The sequence below is a fragment of the Flavobacterium ajazii genome, from assembly GCF_010614725.1.
GTDB classification, from domain to species: domain Bacteria; phylum Bacteroidota; class Bacteroidia; order Flavobacteriales; family Flavobacteriaceae; genus Flavobacterium; species Flavobacterium ajazii.
This window is the reverse complement of sequence record NZ_JAAEHL010000002.1, coordinates 390,030-409,860: the sequence shown is the minus strand read 5'-3', so window position 1 is coordinate 409,860 and position 19,831 is coordinate 390,030. Positions and strand designations below refer to the sequence as shown.

General features: G+C 34.6%; 23 protein-coding genes. 17 read left to right on the top strand and 6 right to left on the bottom strand.

The annotated features are described in order from the left end of the window. Window positions 1–5: 5 nt before the first annotated feature. Window positions 6–1,283: a replication-associated recombination protein A gene (locus tag GWR14_RS04580; RefSeq protein ID WP_163407844.1), complete on the bottom strand. Its 1,278-nt coding sequence runs from the start codon at window positions 1,281–1,283 to the stop codon at window positions 6–8. Between the two features lie 155 nt (window positions 1,284–1,438). Here GWR14_RS04580 and GWR14_RS04575 point away from each other — a divergent pair, with 155 nt between their 5' ends. Both GWR14_RS04575 and GWR14_RS04570 read left to right on the top strand, forming a co-directional pair. Next, complete coding sequence (locus tag GWR14_RS04575; RefSeq protein ID WP_163407843.1) at window positions 1,439–2,197, top strand: rhomboid family intramembrane serine protease; 759 nt, start codon at window positions 1,439–1,441, stop codon at window positions 2,195–2,197. A gap of 71 nt (window positions 2,198–2,268) precedes the next feature. Further along, window positions 2,269–2,775, top strand: coding sequence for a hypothetical protein (locus GWR14_RS04570; protein ID WP_163407842.1), 507 nt, complete (start codon window positions 2,269–2,271; stop codon window positions 2,773–2,775). Between the two features lie 2 nt (window positions 2,776–2,777). On the opposite strand, the gene GWR14_RS04565 is transcribed toward GWR14_RS04570, so the two are convergent. From GWR14_RS04565 to GWR14_RS04545, 5 genes are all read right to left on the bottom strand, one after another. Continuing rightward, the gene (locus GWR14_RS04565; RefSeq protein ID WP_246236277.1) at window positions 2,778–3,512 is read right to left on the bottom strand and encodes a DUF2490 domain-containing protein; all 735 of its coding nucleotides are present in this window, start codon (window positions 3,510–3,512) and stop codon (window positions 2,778–2,780) included. A gap of 113 nt (window positions 3,513–3,625) precedes the next feature. Continuing rightward, the gene (rlmB, locus tag GWR14_RS04560; protein ID WP_163407840.1) at window positions 3,626–4,360 is read right to left on the bottom strand and encodes a 23S rRNA (guanosine(2251)-2'-O)-methyltransferase RlmB; all 735 of its coding nucleotides are present in this window, start codon (window positions 4,358–4,360) and stop codon (window positions 3,626–3,628) included. Window positions 4,361–4,448: 88 nt separating this feature from the next. Then, entirely contained in the window at window positions 4,449–5,867 is a 1,419-nt protein-coding gene (locus GWR14_RS04555) for a SusD/RagB family nutrient-binding outer membrane lipoprotein (RefSeq protein WP_163407839.1), read from the bottom strand. A 16-nt stretch (window positions 5,868–5,883) separates the two neighbouring features. Beyond that, a complete protein-coding gene (locus tag GWR14_RS04550) occupies window positions 5,884–8,943 on the bottom strand; it encodes a SusC/RagA family TonB-linked outer membrane protein (RefSeq protein ID WP_163407838.1) in 3,060 nt (1,019 codons plus the stop codon). An 84-nt stretch (window positions 8,944–9,027) separates the two neighbouring features. After that, window positions 9,028–10,731 carry a BamA/TamA family outer membrane protein gene (locus GWR14_RS04545; protein ID WP_317165156.1) on the bottom strand — a complete coding sequence of 568 codons (1,704 nt, stop codon included), beginning with the start codon at window positions 10,729–10,731 and terminating at the stop codon, window positions 9,028–9,030. A 182-nt stretch (window positions 10,732–10,913) separates the two neighbouring features. On the opposite strand from GWR14_RS04545, the gene rpsL reads away from it, so the two are divergent. The 15 genes from rpsL to rplN all read left to right on the top strand — a co-directional run bounded on the left by rpsL (window position 10,914) and on the right by rplN (window position 19,824). Beyond that, window positions 10,914–11,297, top strand: a complete 384-nt coding sequence (gene rpsL / locus GWR14_RS04540) for a 30S ribosomal protein S12 (protein WP_007136570.1) — start codon at window positions 10,914–10,916, stop codon at window positions 11,295–11,297. A gap of 24 nt (window positions 11,298–11,321) precedes the next feature. Further along, a complete protein-coding gene (gene rpsG, locus GWR14_RS04535) occupies window positions 11,322–11,798 on the top strand; it encodes a 30S ribosomal protein S7 (protein ID WP_026727879.1) in 477 nt (158 codons plus the stop codon). 11 nt (window positions 11,799–11,809) lie between these two features. Then, complete coding sequence (gene fusA / locus GWR14_RS04530; RefSeq protein ID WP_163407836.1) at window positions 11,810–13,966, top strand: elongation factor G; 2,157 nt, start codon at window positions 11,810–11,812, stop codon at window positions 13,964–13,966. A gap of 10 nt (window positions 13,967–13,976) precedes the next feature. Then, window positions 13,977–14,282 (top strand): 30S ribosomal protein S10, encoded by a 306-nt coding sequence (gene rpsJ, locus GWR14_RS04525; RefSeq protein WP_007803605.1) that lies wholly within the window; start codon window positions 13,977–13,979, stop codon window positions 14,280–14,282. Between the two features lie 394 nt (window positions 14,283–14,676). After that, window positions 14,677–15,294 (top strand): 50S ribosomal protein L3, encoded by a 618-nt coding sequence (gene rplC, locus GWR14_RS04520; protein WP_144217592.1) that lies wholly within the window; start codon window positions 14,677–14,679, stop codon window positions 15,292–15,294. Then, window positions 15,294–15,923, top strand: a complete 630-nt coding sequence (rplD, locus tag GWR14_RS04515) for a 50S ribosomal protein L4 (RefSeq protein WP_163407835.1) — start codon at window positions 15,294–15,296, stop codon at window positions 15,921–15,923. Before rplC ends, rplD begins: the two co-directional genes overlap by 1 nt. Before the next feature lie 7 nt (window positions 15,924–15,930). Further along, window positions 15,931–16,221, top strand: coding sequence for a 50S ribosomal protein L23 (rplW, locus tag GWR14_RS04510; protein WP_008464286.1), 291 nt, complete (start codon window positions 15,931–15,933; stop codon window positions 16,219–16,221). A gap of 9 nt (window positions 16,222–16,230) precedes the next feature. Then, entirely contained in the window at window positions 16,231–17,055 is an 825-nt protein-coding gene (rplB, locus tag GWR14_RS04505) for a 50S ribosomal protein L2 (RefSeq protein WP_091496650.1), read from the top strand. 6 nt (window positions 17,056–17,061) lie between these two features. Next, window positions 17,062–17,340: a 30S ribosomal protein S19 gene (rpsS, locus tag GWR14_RS04500; RefSeq protein WP_008464288.1), complete on the top strand. Its 279-nt coding sequence runs from the start codon at window positions 17,062–17,064 to the stop codon at window positions 17,338–17,340. An 8-nt stretch (window positions 17,341–17,348) separates the two neighbouring features. After that, the gene (rplV, locus tag GWR14_RS04495; RefSeq protein WP_007803631.1) at window positions 17,349–17,762 is read left to right on the top strand and encodes a 50S ribosomal protein L22; all 414 of its coding nucleotides are present in this window, start codon (window positions 17,349–17,351) and stop codon (window positions 17,760–17,762) included. 5 nt (window positions 17,763–17,767) lie between these two features. Beyond that, window positions 17,768–18,526, top strand: coding sequence for a 30S ribosomal protein S3 (rpsC, locus tag GWR14_RS04490; RefSeq protein ID WP_008464292.1), 759 nt, complete (start codon window positions 17,768–17,770; stop codon window positions 18,524–18,526). A 19-nt stretch (window positions 18,527–18,545) separates the two neighbouring features. Further along, window positions 18,546–18,971: a 50S ribosomal protein L16 gene (gene rplP, locus GWR14_RS04485; protein WP_008464295.1), complete on the top strand. Its 426-nt coding sequence runs from the start codon at window positions 18,546–18,548 to the stop codon at window positions 18,969–18,971. Window positions 18,972–18,983: 12 nt separating this feature from the next. Beyond that, window positions 18,984–19,175, top strand: a complete 192-nt coding sequence (gene rpmC / locus GWR14_RS04480; protein WP_008464297.1) for a 50S ribosomal protein L29 — start codon at window positions 18,984–18,986, stop codon at window positions 19,173–19,175. A 17-nt stretch (window positions 19,176–19,192) separates the two neighbouring features. Beyond that, window positions 19,193–19,453, top strand: a complete 261-nt coding sequence (gene rpsQ / locus GWR14_RS04475) for a 30S ribosomal protein S17 (protein ID WP_008464298.1) — start codon at window positions 19,193–19,195, stop codon at window positions 19,451–19,453. A 2-nt stretch (window positions 19,454–19,455) separates the two neighbouring features. Continuing rightward, window positions 19,456–19,824 carry a 50S ribosomal protein L14 gene (gene rplN / locus GWR14_RS04470; protein WP_007803649.1) on the top strand — a complete coding sequence of 123 codons (369 nt, stop codon included), beginning with the start codon at window positions 19,456–19,458 and terminating at the stop codon, window positions 19,822–19,824. Window positions 19,825–19,831 lie beyond the last annotated feature (7 nt).

The window sequence follows — 19,831 nt, the reverse complement described above, 5'->3', positions numbered from 1 at the left end:
TTTGGTTAATAGCCATATTTATCTTTCCAACGGTTCTTTAAAAATTCACGGTTGCTATTCTCTCTCGAATTGTTTCCAGGATTATAAAGAACTGTTTCTTTTATAGCATCTGGTAAAAATTCCTGTTCGGCAAAATTATTGGCATAATCGTGAGAATATTTATAGTCTTCGCCATATCCTAATTCTTTCATTAGTTTTGTTGGTGCATTACGTAAATGAATTGGAACTGGTAAATCCCCCGTTTGCTTTACCAATTGCTGTGCATTGCCTATAGCCATGTATGATGCATTGCTTTTAGGTGAGGTGGCCAGATAAATGGCACACTGGCTTAAAATAATCCGGCTTTCAGGATAACCAATTGTAGAAACAGCCTGAAAAGTGTTGTTTGCCATAATGAAAGCCGTAGGATTTGCATTTCCGATGTCTTCGCTGGATAAAATTAACATTCTTCGGGCGATAAATTTTACATCTTCACCGCCTTCTATCATTCTGGCTAGCCAATATACAGCCCCGTTAGGATCACTACCTCTTATTGATTTTATAAAAGCAGAAACAATGTCATAATGCTGTTCTCCGGTTTTGTCATATAAAACGGTATTTTGTTGGACGAGTTCAAGAACCCTGTCGTTTGTAATAATAATTTCGTCACTAGCAGAAGCATTTATAACCAATTCAAAAATATTGAGCAGTTTTCGGCCATCGCCGCCGGAGAGGCGTAACAATGCTTCGGTTTCTTTCAGAACGATTTTTTTAGAAGCTAAAAAGGTATCTGATTTCATTGCTCTGTGTAATAAAGCTTCTAAATCGTCTTTCGTAAAAGCGTTTAAGATATAAACCTGACAACGGGATAATAGTGCGGGTATAACCTCAAAACTTGGGTTTTCGGTTGTTGCTCCAATAAGAGTAATCCAGCCTTTTTCAACTGCTGCTAAAAGTGAATCCTGCTGTGATTTACTGAATCTGTGAATCTCATCGATAAACAAAATTGGGTTCTTAGCTGTAAAAAGGCCTCCGCTTTGTTTTGCTTTTTCAATTACATCGCGTATGTCTTTTACCCCAGAATTTATTGCGCTTAGTACATAAAAAGGTCTTTTGGATTCCTGTGCTATAATTTGTGCCAAAGTCGTTTTTCCGGTTCCGGGTGGTCCCCAGAAAATCAATGACGGAATAATTCCTTTCGAAATTTGCTGCGTTAATGATCCGTTTGGTCCAACCAAATGGCTTTGACTAATGTAGTCTTCTAATTTCTGTGGGCGAATGCGTTCGGCTAAAGGTGCTTCCATTTTGTAAAATTACTATTTTCAATTTCTAATTTAAATTTTTTCAGGAGCTATTTATTTTGTCATTAAGCTATTTCCCGTATTTTGCTGACAAATTATCAGAAAATTTATTTTGGAAGGTTTTTTGATATTTTCTGTTCAATAAATTCTTTTAGAATATGAATGATAATCACTTCAAGTTTTCAAACACTGTAGTTGGACTTCCTCTTTTGTTTGTCCTTTTTTTGTGGATTATCTATTGGATCCAGATTCGGTTTGATTTCGATTTCTATCAAAACGGGATTTATCCTCGTGATTTCTCAGGTCTAAAGGGGGTTTTGTTTAGTCCTTTCATTCATGAGAATTTAAATCATCTTTATAATAACTCAATTCCACTTATTGTACTATTGCCGGCATTGCAGTTTTTTTATCCAAAACAATCTTTAGGAGTTATTTGCTATGGAATTTTATTTTCGGGTTTAATTACATGGTTAATTGGCAGGGAGAATTATCATATTGGGGCTAGTGGTTTAATTTATGTTTTGGTAAGTTTTATATTTTTTAAAGGAATTCAGACCCGATATTATCGTTTAGTGGCATTGTCTTTTGCTGTAATTTTATTGTACGGTGGAATGATCTGGTATGTTTTTCCGGATGTAGATCAAAATATCTCCTGGGAAGGGCATTTAGGAGGTTTTATAACCGGGTTTGGGATGTCTTTGTTTTATAAATCTCCAGAGTATGCAAAGCCAATTGTTTATGACTGGCAAAGTCCAGATTTTGATCCTGCTCAGGATCCTTTTATGAAACATTTTGATGAAAATGGTAATTTTGTTAATACCGAAATTCGGGACGTAGAGCCAGAAGAAATTTCTACTTATTTCAATTCTAATGTTTCGGTAAATTATATCATAACGAAATCAGAATCAGAAGATTAAATGATTTGGAAAATGTTAGTTTGATTGAAATTGGTTATTTTTGTTTGTGGGGATAATTTTATATGTTTCGTATGAAAAAGATATACTTAATAACCGTTTTTCTATCTGTGATAATCAGTTCAAAAAATTTTGCTCAGTGTGATATAAAAAACAGAGTATTAGCTGATGGTACTATGGAGTTTTATTTTGAACCGGCTGTTTTTTATACGACAAAATCAAAATCATTGAAAATAAATATAGTAACAGACAAAGAAAATTATTTTATTGCTTTGCAGCCTACGCCATTTCCTTCTAAAAAAGAAGGCAAAAAAATTAAAGATGATTTGATAATTGAACTCGCTGATACAAAGAAATATAAATTGACTCATTACGACACTCAATATAAAAATAATGATTCGATAATGCAGGTTTTGTATTTAATCGATAGTAATGATATTAAGGCTTTTTTGAATTTTGAAGCTATAACGGCAGAAATTAACATGCAGGGAACTGAGTTTGTTCGAAGTTATAACTTTAAGTTGCATAAACAGGCTATAATGAGACAATTGGCTTGTGTTTTTAAAGAAGAAGATAAATAGAATCACTCGTCATGGGTTATGATCTCATTTTTGTGATGCAGTTTTTTATTAATATTTTTTAAAAGATTATTGAAAATTAGTGTTAAGGATGCAGCATTTATAATTTGGTTTCTGTTATCACGAGGAAGATATTCGTTTGCATAGGTTAACTCTAATTGTATGTCGTTTTTAAATAAATATCCTCCGCCCAAATTTAGCCTGTTCCGGTCAAAAAAGCTTACTCCTGTTACTTTTGTATCGGATTTAAAAAACAATTCATCAGATGCAACAGCATAAACAACACCCTCTCTGAGAACTTTACTGTTGATAGGTTTAATATACTTAATTTGCTGTCGATAGCGTAACACATTTTCATAGTCATAATCTTCGTTTCTCATGTGTCTGAGTTCGATTCTCATTCTGGTGCTAAGAGTATATCCGGTTTTATGAAAATAATATATTCCCTGCAGGGCAAACCTCCATTCAGGAGATTTGTATTGTCCAATTTCAGGAACATCCTTATTGTTATAATACGCCACAAATGAAGAAAGTTTCCAGCGCGGTGTTAAATAATAATGTCCCCACCCTCTGAATGATCTTTGAATGTTATTCTGAAAAATGTTTGAAGATGATTCTGTGCTACTATAGCTGCTGCTGATGTTTAATTCAGTAGACCATTTATGATTTAGAGTTCTGTTAAATTGTAATTCGTTCCAAAATTGTCCATAAGTTTCGGTTTGCGCGAAACTAAAATTCATAATAAATAATGCAGTAAGTAAACTGAGTTTTTTTATTAATCTAAATGGAGCAGTTTGAAAATGCATCAGAATAGTTTAAATTTTATTTTGGCATCTTAACTCTATAATCGTATTTAACTTCTTTGACGGACTGTTTCATATAAGAATGCGCCACAGGCTACAGAAACATTTAAAGATCCAATAGAACCAAACATAGGTAATTTTGCTTTTTCATCAACAATTTTAAGAACAGAAGGGTTAATTCCCCTATCTTCAGATCCCATAATAATTGCAACAGGTTCGTTTAGTGTAATATCATAAATGTTTTGATCTGTTTTTTCAGTTGCAGCAACAGTTTTAATTCCGGAACCCTGCAGATAAAATATAGCGTCTTTGATATGTTCTACTTTGCAAATAGGGATATTAAAAACTGCTCCGGCTGAAGTTTTTACGGTATCACCATTTACAGGTGCAGAACCTGCTTTCTGAATGATAATTCCGTTTACTCCGGTACATTCGGCTGTTCTGATGATAGCACCAAAATTTCGTGCATCAGAAATCTGGTCTAAGATTAAAAATAAAGGCTTTGAACCAGATTCAATAGTAGATTCAACAAGATGTTCCAATTCAATAAATCCAATAGGGGATATGGTCGCAACAGCTCCCTGATGATTATTTGATGTCAGACGGTTAAGCTTTTCAATAGGAACGTAGGAGAAATTCACATTCGCACGTTTCATCACCTTCATTAAATCCTTCATTAATTCACCCGAAACTTCTTTTTGGATGAATACTTTGTCTACTTCTTTTCCTGCCTGAATTGCTTCTATTATGGCTCTGATTCCAAATATTTGATGTTCTTTTTCCATAAGACAAATGTAGGTATAATGTTTTATATAAAAAAAACCACTCTGAATGAACAGAGTGGTTTTGTATTGTTTTGTTTTTTAGCTAATATTAGTTAGCGTCCCACCAAACTTTAGTTGTTACATTACTAACTACAGTTGCATTAGGGTTGTATTGTCTCTCATCAGATGGAGTAGGCAGTCTTACAGGAATAACTTTAGTATCTGAATTTTGGTTTGGTATCAAAGCAGGAAAACCTGTTCTTCTGTAATCATTATATGGCTCCATTGTTAAGAATAAAGCAAGATATTTTTGCTGTATAATATTAGCAATGTCAAATGTAGCAGTTGCGTTTGCTAAGAAAGTAGCTGATGGAGCTGCACCTGTAATTTTTGTTACAGAAGCGGTAACAGCTTCTTCTAATGCAGTTTGAACTCCAGATTGGCCTAACCTTGCTTTTGCTTCAGCTTCGATGAACTTAGCTTCAGCATAAGTTACGATACCAATTTGCCAATCTTTACTGGCAAACCCTCTTTGTCCATCTGTATCATCAAGAGAACTACTTAGGTAGCCTCCTATGTTAGATGTGTGAACGGAATCATCGTCTTCTGGTGCATTTCCAGAGTATCCACCGTCATCATCTATATCAACCATGAATGGTAATCTAGGATCATCATTAGTAACTAAATAATCAACAAAATACTTACCCATTTTTAAGTAATTTGTACGATTGTCGTTAAATGCATACCATTGATTCCATGAGTTTGGCTTGTCAATGAAGTAAGTATTTGCGTCATCAGCATTAGAAGTCATTCCAGCAGCGGTTATGTAATTAAGGGCTTTTTGAGCAGCATTTGCATCCACAGCAGTTAGTCTTAATGCATATCTGGCTTTTAATACATTAGCAACTTTGATCCATTTTGAAATATTTCCTTTGAAAATATAATCATCATCTCCTGGTACTTCTTCGTTGCTAGCTTTAGGTTTTGATAAGTTTACAATAGCCTGATCAAGTATGGTTTGTAATCGAGTATAAATTTCCTGTTGTGTATTGTATTTTGGAGTTTTATTTCCTTCAGCAGCAAGAAATGCTTCGTCATAAGGAACATCTCCCCACATATCTGTTGCGTATCCTAAATTTAATGCGGTTAAAACTTGTCCAATTCCATTGTAATATGGGTAATTCACAGCAAAATCTCTATTTAAGATATGCCCATTCATCAAAGTAACCTGATAAAGTGTATTCCATTCATTATTTACATCTCCTTCGTTAACAATATAAAGACCTATTGCACCTAATTGTCCAATGTTTGTTCCTTGTAAATGTTGGGTGAAGATTCCAGAATTTCTCATTAATCCACTTGAATGGTTTTGGAAAGTTGAAACTTCCATTGCAGCTATCAATAATGATGGATTAGTAGTAGCTGGGTCGTTTGGATTATTATTAAAGTCATCTAATTCTGCTTGACAGCTAACTAATAAACTAGCACTAAACGCTCCTAGAATTATGTTTTTTATATATTTTTTCATCTTTTTTTAATTTAAATTAAAAGCTTACACGTAGCCCCATTATAAATGATTTACTACCTGGATTATTAAAATAATCTAAGCCGTTAATACGCGAACCTGCACCTGTCAAACTAGTTTCAGGATCTACTCCTTTATAGTTTGTGTCAAGCCATAAGTTTCTTCCAGTTAATGATAATTGTGCAGCACTTAGGAAAGGAAATTGTTTTACATTGAAATCATAAGTAAGACTTACGTCACGTAATCTTATCCAGTTAACATCAGTTGTTGCTTCTTCAGCGGCAGCTAAACTACTATCTCCTTTGAAATTTTGCCAGTAACTTTTAGCTGATATTTCAATGTCATTTGGAGTACCGTCTTCTTTAACACCAGGAATTATATATGTGTGTTCTCTGTCTGCAGAAGCAGCGGAAATTCCTATAGTATTTAATCTTGCACCCGTTCCGTTGTAAACTACACCTCCGTGTCTAATGTCTAATAATGCTGATAAAGTAACTCTTTTGAAAGTGAATGTGTTTCTGATGCCTCCGGTCCATTTTGGAGCGGAGTTTCCTAGATTTCCAGTTTCTGGATCTAATTTAGCCAGACCATTTGATCCAACAATAATTTGACCATTTGCATCACGCAACCATTTTGTTCCGTAAAAGCTTCCTAGAGGCTGTCCTACTACAGCATAATATCCAATTGATGAGAAAGCAGATTCTATAGAAATTTCGCTTAAACCTCCAGATATGTCAGTAACTTCATTTTCGTTTTTAGCCCAATTTAAGTTGATATTCCACTGAAATGGGTTGCTTTTTTGGAAAATATCGTAACCAATTTCAAGTTCGATACCTTTATTAGTCAATTCTGCTGCATTTTTGTACTGTGAAGAATATCCAGAAGATTGTGCTAATGGAACATCAATTAATAAGTCTTTAGATGTTTTATAGTAAAGATTTAAATCTACAGCTAAACGATTGTCTAATAATTTAGCACTAAGTCCTAAATCGTGACCTAATACTCTTTCTGGTTTTAAATCTGGGTTTCCTAAACGACCAGCTAATGCCATACCATTTATGCCATCATAAGGGAAGCTTAAACCATCTGTAAATCCATCAGTAATACTTGGTTGCGCAAATACACTTACAGTGCGATAAGGTGCTGGTGCAATACCGACTTCTCCGTACCCATAGCTTACTTTTACGTAGTTAGCCCAGTCAAAAGTGTTTGAAAGAATCCATGATGCTGTTCCTGAAGGGAATATTGCACTTTTTACATTACTTCCATAGGTAGAAGACCATTCTTTTCTTACTGTACCAGATACAAAGACTTGATCTTTAATGTCAAAATCTACTTGTGCAAATAAAGCTCTTGATATAGAGTTCTCTTCATAATTTGAAGCGTATAATTCAGTTGCGTTCGCTAAATTGTATACATATCTTACGGATAATCCTTTACCTCTTGAAAAAATATCCAGATATTGAGTAGAACGTAAGTTAAGACCAGCTGTATAGTTGATTTTTAACCAGTCTGATTTTAACGGTAACAAACCAGTTGCAATTAAATCTCCATAGTAGTCTTTATTAGTTATGCTATTGTAAGCAACTTCACCAATTCCTCCTAAACTATCACCATTTGATGATATTGCAAAAATTTGTTTACGAGCATCTGAATAGGTATCTATACCGGCTTTCGCAGTTAAAGATAGCCAATCAGCATGGTTATAAGTTAAGAAAATATTTCCTAAAACACGATTAACATCGCTAGTAGCAGGGTTTTCGTTTACTGTGAAATAAGGATTGTCATATGGGGCATAATAATTTGTGTTATTGCCAAATTCGTCTTTGTAATTTCTTAAATCATAGTTATTTACAGAACGCATTAAACTTAACATTACTCCAGAAGTGTTACTTCCATTTTGTGCTAATGTGTTAGTAGTATGCGTATATTGCATACTTCCTCCAGTTTTCCATTTCTCACTTAATTTTAAATCTCCTGCAAATCTTATTGTGTTTCTTTTTAGCTCTGTTTCAGGAATCATACCTGTTTGAGTTACATTACCATAAGAAGCTCTGAAAGATGCTTTTTGATCTCCTCCTGTAAAGGATATATTGTTAGTATATGTAATACCGTCTTGAAAGAAATTGCCAACATTATCATAAGTTGGTACTCCTAAAGATTCAGCACTAGGTCCCCAGCTTTGTGGTGTATTATTAGGTATTGTAGTTGCAGTTGCAGTTGTACCTTGGACATATTTGTTCTGTCTCGCAGGTAATTGACTTACTTTGTCAATTGCCAATGAACTAGAAAAATCAATGCCTAAGCCTTTTCCGTTTTTCCCTTTTTTAGTTGTGTAGATTATTACCCCATTACCAGCTCTGGCACCATATAAAGCTGCTGCTGCAGGTCCTTTAAGTATAGAAACGCTTTCAATGTCGTTAGGATTGATGTCTAATGCTCTATTCGAGTTGTTGATACCTGATAAATTAGCATTAAAAGGATTGTCTCCAGCTGTTGTTTGAGTTGTGCTATTGTCTATAGGGACACCATCTACAACAATTAAAGGATCTGTGGTTCCTGTAATGGTATTTGCTCCTCTAATAATGATTTTACTGGAAGCTCCTGGGGTACCTCCTGAACCAATAATTTGAACACCTGCGGCTTTTCCTGCTAATGCCTGAAGTACGTTTTGTTCTCCAGATTTAACAATTTCGTCTGAAGTTACTTTAGATACGGCATATCCAAGTTTTTTTTCATCCTTTTTAATACCTAATGCTGTAACTACAACGCCTTCAAGTTCTACTGAATCGTCTTTTAGACTTACATTGATATTTGTAGAACTTGCAGCTACTTCCTGAGTTTTCATCCCAATGTAGCTAAATACCAATATCTGGCTTGGTGATGCTTTAATAGAGAATTTTCCATCAAAGTCAGTTTGTGTTCCTGCTTTAGTTCCTTTAACTAATACACTAACGCCCGGTAAAGGCATTCCTGCATTGTCAGAAACTGTTCCAGAAACAGCTCTTTCTTGTGCAAATGTGATTTGCGCAACTAGTGCCAATAAAAGCACTAAAAATCCATTGAACTTTAGTTTCATTTTTAAATATTTTGAATTAGTATCGCAAAACTCTTAATAATTTGTTAACTATCCTAATAAATAAAAATGTTTTTTCGGTAAACATCAAAATTTAACATTATAACATATGTTTATGATAGTGTTATATAATTTTAAATTTTGGTCATTACTAATGCTGTTTGTAAGGTTAATCTTTAATAATCCGTTTACTGTTTGTATTGTTGTACCAGCTCCAATTCCTGTTAATTTGTTGATTTTGGTTTTGTTTTCAGTTCTTGTTAAGTCTTGGTAAATTCCATAATCAAGAATTGAATTTATATATAGATTTTTTGAAACCACATATCGGTATTCTGTAAGAATTGATGAAAATAGATTTGCCTGGAGGCTATTTTCCAGAAAACCTCGAATTGAATTTATTCCTCCAAAACGGAACAATTCGTTTACAAGATAGGTTTTGCTTGAAAGATAAAAATTCTGTGAATTTATGTTAATGAAATTCTTTTGATTGAGTTCGAAGTTGTACGAAAAGTTTAGGTTGGTATAAAATTGTCTGCTGGAGGCAGCTGTTTCGGATTGGTTATTGGTATTTCTTTTTCCAAAAGCAAATAATAAGTTAATATTTGCCTTTTTTGATAACAAATTATTAAGAGGGTCGGTTTTTGTGTAATCAAATGTAGAAGTAGTGAAAGAGTTTTTGAAGTCGCTTATGCTTGTGTTGTTTGCGTTTTGTATATCACTGGATTCGGTTGATTGGTATCCTATGTATAATTTAGTGTTGTAGTTTAGATAATATCCTAAATCGATTGCTGTTTTTGTGTTTTGGAATGTGCTGTCTTGCTTGAAAATATTCAGTTGAGCTTTGATTCCTAAGGGGGATTTGAAGATATAAGGGATTTCTAGTTTTGTATTGAATGTTTTTTGTTGGTTTCCATCGCTTTTCCAGTACAATGAAAATTGTTCGCCGGCCAGAAGAATGTTCTGTAACGTTATGTCCAGATATCCGTTTAGGTTAATTTTTTTGTCTTCATCATTTGAAAAACCAATGTAACCATCGAAGTTGTTTGCTTTTCTTTTTTCAAGATAAACATAAACTTTTGTGGAGTCATTTGTGAATAATATTTCCGGATATTTTGACTGATTTACAAATCCGAAATTATTGATGTCGTCATAAAGTTCTTTTATTATTTTTTGATTAAATGTTTTGTTGACGTATTTTTTGTTTAGTTGTTTTAGGTGTCCTTTAGGAAAATAATCTTTGCGATTGTTGTTTGTGTAATTTATTATAATGGAATTTAGGTTGCGTTTTTTTTCAGAATCTAAAAATAAATTAGCATAAATTATTAAATTCTTTCTTCGGATATTTTCTAGTTTTATTTTACTTAATGGGAAGCCTTGTTTTTCTGCGTCAATAATTTTTTGGTTTAGGTAATTTTCGGTCTCTTCATATGGTATAATTACAGTGTCTTTTTGTGTTTCTGAATTTTTTAAAAAAGAATGATTTCTACCTATATATATATAGGTGTATTTTATTTTGTTTTCAAGGGATAGTTTGTAGTAGTAAGTAGAGTCGTTTGTTTTGTTGTTTTCGAGTGTTTTAATGTCTAAATATCCTTTCTTGTTAAGTTTTTCTATGGTGTTGGTTGCTTCCGTTGTTAGAGATTTAATGTTTGAGTGTTTTTGGATATAATTTAAAGAGTCTATAATCGCATTTTCGGTTTTATTTGTGCCTTGTATTTTTAAATTAAAAAATTGGGCATAAGTAGAATAGCTTATGGAGTAAAAAAGAAATATTGTAAACAGTTGTTTCAAAAGTAATTGTTTCGTTTGTTTAAAGTGCTGCAAATATCTGTAGATTGTTTTGAAAATCATAAGGATAAATAATGTTGTTGAAAATTAATGATTTAACGTTTGTATACTGGAATTTATTTTATACATTTGCAACCCCGTAAAAAGCGGGAATTTAATAAACATAATAATTTTTAGTATTAATTATGCCAACAATTCAACAATTAGTAAGAACAGGAAGAACTCAGATCACTAAGAAGAGTAAATCGGTTGCTTTAGATTCTTGTCCTCAAAGAAGAGGGGTTTGTACGCGTGTTTACACTACTACACCAAAAAAACCAAACTCTGCAATGCGTAAAGTTGCGCGTGTACGTTTGACAAATGGTAATGAGGTGAATGCTTACATCCCAGGAGAAGGACACAATCTACAAGAGCACTCGATAGTATTAGTGCGAGGTGGAAGGGTAAAAGATTTACCAGGTGTTAGATATCACATCGTTCGTGGAGCGCTTGATACGTCAGGTGTTGCAGGAAGAACGCAAAGAAGATCTAAGTACGGTGCTAAACGCCCAAAAGAAGCAAAAAAGTAATTTAAAAACTTTTAAGAAAAAGACATGAGAAAAAGAGCGGCAAAGAAAAGACCACTTTTACCGGATCCAAGGTTTAATGACCAATTAGTAACACGTTTTGTGAACAACTTAATGTGGGATGGTAAGAAATCTACAGCTTTTAAAGTATTTTATGATGCTATTGATATCATCGAAACTAAAAAGCAAAATGATGAGAAAACTTCATTAGAGATCTGGAAAGATGCTTTAACAAACGTTATGCCTCACGTAGAAGTACGTAGTCGTAGAGTTGGTGGAGCTACATTTCAAATCCCAATGCAAATTCGTCCAGACAGAAAAATTTCTATGGCAATGAAGTGGTTAATACTTTATTCAAGAAGAAGAAATGAAAAATCTATGGCACAGCGTTTAGCTTCTGAGTGTTTAGCTGCGGCTAAAGAAGAAGGTGCTGCAGTTAAGAAAAGAATGGATACTCACAAAATGGCAGAAGCTAATAAAGCATTCTCTCACTTTAGATTTTAATTCGTAAAGAAATGGCTAGAGATTTAAAATATACAAGAAATATCGGGATCGCTGCTCACATTGATGCTGGTAAAACAACAACAACTGAGCGTATTCTTTTTTACACTGGAAAATCACACAAAATTGGTGAGGTACACGATGGTGCTGCAACAATGGACTGGATGGCGCAAGAGCAAGAAAGAGGTATTACAATTACTTCTGCGGCTACGACTTGTACTTGGAATTTTCCAACAGAGCAAGGTAAAGTTCTTCCAGAATCATTGCCTTACCACTTTAATATTATTGATACTCCTGGACACGTTGACTTTACTGTAGAGGTAAACCGTTCTTTACGTGTACTTGATGGTTTGGTTTTCTTGTTTAGTGCTGTTGATGGTGTTGAGCCTCAATCAGAAACTAACTGGAGACTTGCTGATCAATATAGAGTTCCTCGTATGGGATTCGTAAACAAAATGGATCGTCAAGGTGCTAACTTTTTAGCTGTATGCGGACAGGTTAAAGATATGTTGAAATCGAATGCGGTTGCAATTACTTTGCCTATTGGTGATGAAGCAGATTTTAAAGGTATTGTTGACTTAGTGAAAAATCAAGCTATTGTATGGCATGATGAAACTCAAGGAGCTACTTTTGATATTGTTGATATCCCAGCTGATATGGTTGATGATGTAAAACACTACCGTTCTATCCTTATCGAAGAGATTGCAACTTATGATGAAAATCTTTTAGATAAATACATGGAAGATGAAAACTCTATTACAGAGGAAGAAATCAACAATGCATTAAGAGCGGCTACTATTGATATGGCAATCATTCCTATGCTTGCTGGTTCTTCTTTCAAAAACAAAGGAGTTCAATTCATGTTAGATGCTGTTTGTAAGTATTTGCCATCTCCATTAGATAAAGAAGGTATCGAAGGAATTCATCCTGATGATGCTGAATTGTTAGAAGAAGATCAAACTAAAATCTTACGTCGCCCAGATGTAAAAGAGCCATTTGCTGCTTTAGCATTTAAAATTGCTACTGACCCATTCGTAGGTCGTTTAGCTTTCTTCCGTGCTTACTCTGGACGTTTGGATGCTGGTTCTTATGTTTTAAATACTCGTTCTGGTAACAAAGAGAGAATTTCTCGTATTTACCAAATGCACGCTAACAAACAAAATCCAATCGAATATATTGAGGCTGGAGATATTGGAGCTGCTGTAGGATTTAAAGATATCAAAACTGGAGATACACTTTGTGATGAAAAGAATCCAATTATTTTGGAGTCTATGAAATTCCCAGAGCCGGTAATTGGTATTGCTATCGAGCCTAAAACTAAAGCTGACGTTGATAAAATGGGTATGGCTTTAGCTAAATTAGCTGAAGAAGATCCAACGTTTACTGTAAGAACTGATGAGGCTTCAGGTCAAACTATTATTTCTGGTATGGGTGAGCTTCACTTGGATATCTTAGTTGATCGTATGAAACGTGAGTTTAAAGTAGAGGTTAATCAAGGTGAGCCACAAGTAGAGTATAAAGAGGCGTTTACTAAATCTGCTCAACATAGAGAAACTTACAAAAAACAATCTGGAGGTCGTGGTAAATTCGGTGATATCGTATTTAGAATCGAGCCTGCTGATGAAGTTGATGGTAAAGTTCCTGTAGGATTACAGTTTGTTAATGAGGTAAAAGGTGGTAACGTTCCTAAAGAATATATCCCTGCTGTTGAAAAAGGTTTCCGTGAGGCTATGAAAACAGGTCCATTGGCTGGATATGCTGTTGATAGTTTGAAAGTAACTTTATTAGACGGATCTTTCCATCCTGTGGATTCTGATGCACTTTCTTTTGAATTAGCTGCAAGAATGGGGTATAAAGAATCAGGACGTGCTGCTGGAGCTGTTATTCTTGAGCCAATCATGAAAATCGAAGTTATTACTCCAGAAGAAAATATGGGTGATATCGTAGGTGACTTGAACCGTCGTAGAGGTCAGGTTAATGACATGGGTGATAGAAATGGTGCTAAAACTATTAAAGCTGATGTGCCTTTATCAGAAATGTTTGGTTATGTAACTACATTAAGAACATTATCTTCTGGTAGAGCGACTTCAACAATGGAGTTTTCTCACTATGCAGAAACACCTTCTAATATTTCAGAAGAGGTAATCAAAAAAGCAAAAGGTAACGCTTAATTTTAAGAAAATGAGTCAAAAAATCAGAATAAAACTAAAATCTTACGATCATATGTTAGTAGATAAATCTGCTGAAAAGATCGTGAAAACAGTAAAAACTACTGGAGCAGTTGTGACAGGTCCAATTCCGTTGCCAACTCACAAAAAACTTTTCACTGTATTGCGTTCTCCGCACGTTAATAAAAAAGCGAGAGAGCAATTTGAAGTAATGTCATACAAGAGATTGATTGATATTTATTCATCTTCGTCTAAAACAATTGATGCTTTAATGAAACTTGAACTGCCAAGTGGTGTTGAAGTAGAGATAAAAGTATAATTTTTTATATTTTTTTATATAAAAAGCGAGACAGGAGTGTCTCGCTTTTGTTGTTGTTAAATAGTTGTTTTTTGATATAATATTTTTGCAGTTGTAAAATTTGGTAAAAGACGTAAATGTCTTTGTTTTAAGGATGTGCGACGGTTTTATGTTGTGAATTTTTTAAATAATTGTTAAGTGTGATATTGGTTTTGGTGGAAAAGTTTGATTTGTGTTTTTGAGTAAAAGAAACCTGTTTTGGTGTTGTTTTGATGCTTGGATTTTGATAATGAGCGATTTAATTTTTGTAACCGTTTGGTTTATTCAATTTTAATGTCTACTTTTGCACTCCCTGTTTGGAAATTTCTGTTATTTTCAAATTGAAGGGAATTTTAGTAATTAATAATTAATATTTATGTCTGGGTTAATTGGTAAGAAAATTGGCATGACTAGTATTTTCGACGAAAACGGGAAAAACATTCCTTGTACAGTAATCGAAGCTGGGCCATGCGTTGTTACCCAAGTCAGAACCAACGAGGTTGACGGGTATGAAGCGTTGCAACTTGGTTTCGATGACAAAAACGAGAAACATTCTACTAAAGCGGCTTTAGGTCACTTTAAAAAAGCTGGAACTGTTGCTAAGAAAAAAGTCGTTGAATTCCAAGATTTTGCAACTGAACAAAAATTAGGAGATCTTATTGATGTTACTATTTTTGAAGAAGGAGAATTTGTAGATGTACAAGGTGTGTCTAAAGGTAAAGGTTTCCAAGGTGTTGTTAAGCGTCACGGTTTTGGTGGGGTTGGACAAGCTACTCATGGTCAGCACAACCGTTTAAGAGCGCCAGGTTCTGTAGGAGCTTCTTCTTATCCATCTAGAGTATTCAAAGGAATGCGTATGGCTGGAAGAATGGGAGGAGAAAATGTAAAAGTTCAAAACCTTAGAGTTTTAAAAGTAGTTGCTGAAAAGAATCTACTTGTTGTTAAAGGGTGTATTCCTGGTCACAAAAACTCTTATGTAATCATTCAGAAGTAATGGAAGTAAAAGTATTAGATTTCAACGGAAAAGATACTGGAAGAAAAGTTCAACTTTCTGATTCAGTATTCGCAATTGAGCCAAACAATCACGCTGTATATCTTGATGTTAAGCAATATCTTGCTAATCAAAGACAAGGTACTCACAAAGCTAAAGAAAGAGCTGAAGTAACTGGAAGTACGCGTAAGATTAAAAAGCAAAAAGGAACTGGTACTGCTCGTGCAGGAAGTGTTAAGAATCCTTTGTTTAAAGGTGGTGGAACAGTTTTCGGACCAAGACCTAGAAGTTATTCATTCAAATTGAATAAAGGTTTAAAGAGATTAGCTAGAAAATCGGCTTTCTCTATTAAAGCAAAAGAATCAAATATTGTAGTTCTTGAAGACTTTAATTTTGAAGTACCAAACACTAAAAATTTTATTAACGTTTTGAAAGCTTTAGGGTTAGAGAATAAAAAATCTTTATTTGTATTGGGCGAGTCAAATAAAAATGTATATTTGTCGTCACGTAATTTAAAGGCTTCAAACGTCGTAACTAGCTCAGAATTAAGCACTTACGCAATATTAAACGCTAATAATTTAGTGCTTTTGGAAGGTTCTTTAGAGTTAATTGAAGAAAATTTAAGTAAATAATAGGAATATGAGCATCATTATCAGACCTATAGTAACGGAAAAAGTAACCAAAGAAAGTGAAGTTCTAAACCGCTTCGGATTCGTTGTTAACAAAAAAGCAAACAAAGTTGAAATTAAGAAAGCTGTTGAAGCTGCTTATGGAGTAACTATCGTTTCTGTTAATACAATGAATGTGAGACCAGATAGATCTACTAAATACACTAAAAGTGGTTTAATCAGTGGAAAGACAAATGCATACAAAAAAGCAATTGTTCAAGTACAAGAAGGAGAAACAATTGATTTTTACAACAATATCTAAGATAGAAAAATGTCAGTAAGAAAATTAAAACCTATTACCCCGGGTCAGCGATTTAGAGTTGTGAATGGTTATGACGCTATTACAACTGATAAGCCGGAACGCTCTTTGATAGCGCCGATAAAAAACTCAGGAGGTAGAAATAGTCAAGGAAAGATGACCATGCGTTATACGGGTGGTGGTCACAAGCAGAGATATCGTATCATCGATTTCAAAAGAACTAAAGATGGAATTCCAGCTACAGTGAAATCAATCGAATACGATCCAAATCGTACTGCATTTATCGCTTTATTAGCTTATGCTGATGGAGAGAAAACTTATATTATCGCACAAAACGGATTGAAAGTTGGTCAGAAATTAGTTTCTGGGCCAGAGTCTCAACCTGAAATCGGTAATACTTTGCCTTTAAGTAGAATTCCTCTTGGAACTGTTATATCTTGTATTGAGTTACGTCCAGGACAAGGAGCTGTTATTGCTCGTTCAGCTGGAACTTTTGCTCAGTTAATGGCAAGAGACGGGAAATATGCGACAATTAAAATGCCATCAGGTGAGACAAGATTAATCTTGTTAACATGTTCGGCTACAATTGGAGCTGTTTCTAACTCTGACCACCAATTAGTTGTATCTGGTAAAGCAGGTAGAACAAGATGGTTAGGAAGAAGACCTAGAACTAGACCAGTAGCGATGAACCCTGTTGATCACCCTATGGGAGGTGGTGAAGGACGTTCTTCTGGAGGGCATCCACGTTCAAGAAAAGGATTGCCAGCTAAAGGTTACAGAACTCGTTCTAAGAAAAACCCGAGTAACAAGTATATCGTAGAACGTAGAAAGAAATAATAAGATATGGCACGTTCATTAAAAAAAGGACCTTTCGTTCATTATAAATTAGACAAGAAAGTTCAAGAAAACGTAGAAAGTGGTAAAAATGCAGTTGTTAAGACTTGGTCTAGAGCTTCTATGATTACACCAGATTTCGTTGGACAAACTATCGCAGTTCATAACGGTCGTCAATTTGTACCAGTTTACGTAACAGAAAACATGGTAGGTCACAAATTAGGAGAATTTTCGCCAACTAGATCTTTTAGAGGTCATGCTGGAGCAAAAAATAAAGGTAAAAAATAAAAGAAGCAATGGGAGTTCGTAAAAGAGAAACAGCAGATGCGAGAAAAGAGGCTAATAAGTCTATCGCTTTCGCAAAATTGAATAACTGCCCTACTTCACCTAGAAAAATGCGCTTAGTAGCGGACTTGGTAAGAGGTCAGAAGGTAGAAAGAGCACTTAACATTTTAAGATTCAGTTCTAAAGAAGCTTCAAGAAAATTAGAAAAACTATTATTATCTGCAATCAACAACTGGGAGCAAAAAAATAGTGAAGGTAATTTAGAAGAAGCTGGATTATTTGTTAAAGAGATCAGAGTAGATGGTGGAATGATGTTAAAAAGACTTCGTCCAGCTCCACAAGGTCGTGCACACAGAATAAGAAAACGTTCTAACCACGTTACAATCGTGCTTGGAGCTATCAATAACACACAAAGCAATTCTTAAGCAGCATGGGACAAAAGACAAATCCAATTGGAAATAGACTTGGTATCATCAGAGGATGGGACTCAAACTGGTATGGTGGAAATGATTACGGCGATAAATTAGCTGAAGATCACAAAATCAGAAAGTATATCCACGCTCGTTTATCAAAAGCTAGTGTATCAAAAGTAATCATCGAGAGAACTTTGAAACTTGTAACCGTTACTATCACTACTGCTAGACCTGGTATCATTATCGGAAAAGGTGGACAAGAGGTAGACAAGTTGAAAGAAGAACTTAAGAAAGTTACTGACAAAGAGGTTCAAATCAACATCTTTGAAATTAAAAGACCTGAGTTAGATGCTTATCTTGTGGCTACAAGCATCGCTCGTCAAATCGAAAGCCGTATTTCTTACAGACGTGCAATCAAAATGGCTATTGCTGCTTCTATGCGTATGAACGCTGAAGGTATCAAAGTTTTGATTTCTGGTCGTTTGAATGGTGCAGAGATGGCGCGTTCAGAAGGTTTCAAAGAAGGTAGAATTCCTCTATCAACTTTCAGAGCTGACATTGATTATGCTCTTGCTGAAGCTCACACTACTTATGGTAGAATGGGTATTAAAGTATGGATCATGAAAGGTGAAGTTTACGGTAAGAGAGAACTTTCTCCACTTGCTGGAATGGACAAAAAACAATCTGGTACAGGTGGTGGAAAAGGTGGAGATGCTCCTAGAGGCAAATCTAACTTTAACAAGGGTGGAAAACCAGACGCTCGTAAAAGAAAGTAAATTTTTAAACTAAAGAAAAATGTTACAGCCTAAAAGAACAAAATACCGTAAGGTACAAAAAGGTAGAATGAAGGGTAACTCTCAAAGAGGGCATGAACTTTCAAATGGAATGTTTGGTATTAAATCTGTACATGAAGATGGAATGTTCTTGACATCTCGTCAAATCGAAGCTGCACGTATTGCTGCAACTCGTTACATGAAGAGAGAAGGACAATTATGGATTAAAATTTTCCCAGACAAACCTATTACTAAGAAACCTCTTGAAGTACGTATGGGTAAAGGTAAAGGAGCAGTTGAGTATTGGGCTGCTGTTGTTAAACCAGGAAGAATTATGTTTGAAGTTGGAGGGGTTCCATTGTCAGTTGCAAAAGAGGCTTTGCGTCTTGCAGCTCAAAAACTTCCAGTAAAAACTAAGTTCGTCGTTGCTAGAGATTTCGAAGCATAATTTATATTTATTATGAAACAATCAGAAATAAAAGATCTTTCTGCAGCGGAGTTGCAAGAAAAGCTTAGTCAAACTAAGAAAGTATATGCTGACCTAAAAATGGCTCATGCTATCTCTCCAATTGCTAACCCACTTCAAATTAGAAGCGTTAGAAGAACAGTTGCAAGATTAGCTACAGAGTTAACTAAAAGAGAGTTACAATAATTGTATTCTGCTGAAAGATGGAAGAAAAAAGAAATTTAAGAAAAGAAAGAATAGGTGTTGTTACTTCAAATAAGATGGATAAATCTATCGTTATTTCAGAAGTAAGAAAAGTAAAACACCCATTATACGGTAAGTTCGTGTTGAAAACTAAGAAATATGTTGCACACGACGAAAAAAACGACTGTAACATTGGAGATACTGTAAGAATTAGCGAAACGCGTCCTTTAAGTAAAACAAAATGTTGGAGATTAGTTGAAATCTTAGAAAGAGCTAAATAATTATGGTACAACAAGAATCAAGACTAAAAGTAGCAGATAACACGGGAGCTAAAGAAGTTTTAACTATTCGTGTTTTAGGAGGTACTAAAAGAAGATATGCCTCTGTTGGTGACAAAATTGTAGTTTCTATCAAAGATGCAACTCCAAACGGAAACGTAAAAAAAGGAGCTGTTTCAACTGCAGTTGTTGTGCGTACTAAAAAAGAAGTGAGAAGAGCTGATGGTTCTTATATCCGTTTCGATGACAATGCATGTGTTCTTTTGAACGCTGCAGGGGAAATGAGAGGAACTCGTGTTTTTGGTCCGGTAGCAAGAGAACTTCGTGAAAAACAATTCATGAAAATTGTATCATTAGCACCAGAAGTGCTTTAATTCGTTT

Excerpts from the sequence above, each read along its gene's own strand:
- GWR14_RS04555 (WP_163407839.1), bottom strand. The coding sequence starts at position 5,867 with ATGAAAAAATATATAAAAAACATAATTCTAGGAGCGTTTAGTGCTAGT.
- fusA (WP_163407836.1), top strand. The coding sequence starts at position 11,810 with ATGGCTAGAGATTTAAAATATACAAGAAATATCGGGATCGCTGCTCAC.
- rpsL (WP_007136570.1), top strand. The coding sequence starts at position 10,914 with ATGCCAACAATTCAACAATTAGTAAGAACAGGAAGAACTCAGATCACT.
- rplD (WP_163407835.1), top strand. The coding sequence starts at position 15,294 with ATGGAAGTAAAAGTATTAGATTTCAACGGAAAAGATACTGGAAGAAAA.
- rpsJ (WP_007803605.1), top strand. The coding sequence starts at position 13,977 with ATGAGTCAAAAAATCAGAATAAAACTAAAATCTTACGATCATATGTTA.
- rplW (WP_008464286.1), top strand. The coding sequence starts at position 15,931 with ATGAGCATCATTATCAGACCTATAGTAACGGAAAAAGTAACCAAAGAA.
- GWR14_RS04550 (WP_163407838.1), bottom strand. The coding sequence starts at position 8,943 with ATGAAACTAAAGTTCAATGGATTTTTAGTGCTTTTATTGGCACTAGTT.
- rpsC (WP_008464292.1), top strand. The coding sequence starts at position 17,768 with ATGGGACAAAAGACAAATCCAATTGGAAATAGACTTGGTATCATCAGA.
- GWR14_RS04575 (WP_163407843.1), top strand. The coding sequence starts at position 1,439 with ATGAATGATAATCACTTCAAGTTTTCAAACACTGTAGTTGGACTTCCT.
- GWR14_RS04565 (WP_246236277.1), bottom strand. The coding sequence starts at position 3,512 with ATGAATTTTAGTTTCGCGCAAACCGAAACTTATGGACAATTTTGGAAC.
- rplV (WP_007803631.1), top strand. The coding sequence starts at position 17,349 with ATGGGAGTTCGTAAAAGAGAAACAGCAGATGCGAGAAAAGAGGCTAAT.
- rplP (WP_008464295.1), top strand. The coding sequence starts at position 18,546 with ATGTTACAGCCTAAAAGAACAAAATACCGTAAGGTACAAAAAGGTAGA.
- rpsS (WP_008464288.1), top strand. The coding sequence starts at position 17,062 with ATGGCACGTTCATTAAAAAAAGGACCTTTCGTTCATTATAAATTAGAC.
- GWR14_RS04580 (WP_163407844.1), bottom strand. The coding sequence starts at position 1,283 with ATGGAAGCACCTTTAGCCGAACGCATTCGCCCACAGAAATTAGAAGAC.
- rplC (WP_144217592.1), top strand. The coding sequence starts at position 14,677 with ATGTCTGGGTTAATTGGTAAGAAAATTGGCATGACTAGTATTTTCGAC.
- rplN (WP_007803649.1), top strand. The coding sequence starts at position 19,456 with ATGGTACAACAAGAATCAAGACTAAAAGTAGCAGATAACACGGGAGCT.
- rpsQ (WP_008464298.1), top strand. The coding sequence starts at position 19,193 with ATGGAAGAAAAAAGAAATTTAAGAAAAGAAAGAATAGGTGTTGTTACT.
- rlmB (WP_163407840.1), bottom strand. The coding sequence starts at position 4,360 with ATGGAAAAAGAACATCAAATATTTGGAATCAGAGCCATAATAGAAGCA.
- rpmC (WP_008464297.1), top strand. The coding sequence starts at position 18,984 with ATGAAACAATCAGAAATAAAAGATCTTTCTGCAGCGGAGTTGCAAGAA.
- rpsG (WP_026727879.1), top strand. The coding sequence starts at position 11,322 with ATGAGAAAAAGAGCGGCAAAGAAAAGACCACTTTTACCGGATCCAAGG.
- rplB (WP_091496650.1), top strand. The coding sequence starts at position 16,231 with ATGTCAGTAAGAAAATTAAAACCTATTACCCCGGGTCAGCGATTTAGA.
- GWR14_RS04570 (WP_163407842.1), top strand. The coding sequence starts at position 2,269 with ATGAAAAAGATATACTTAATAACCGTTTTTCTATCTGTGATAATCAGT.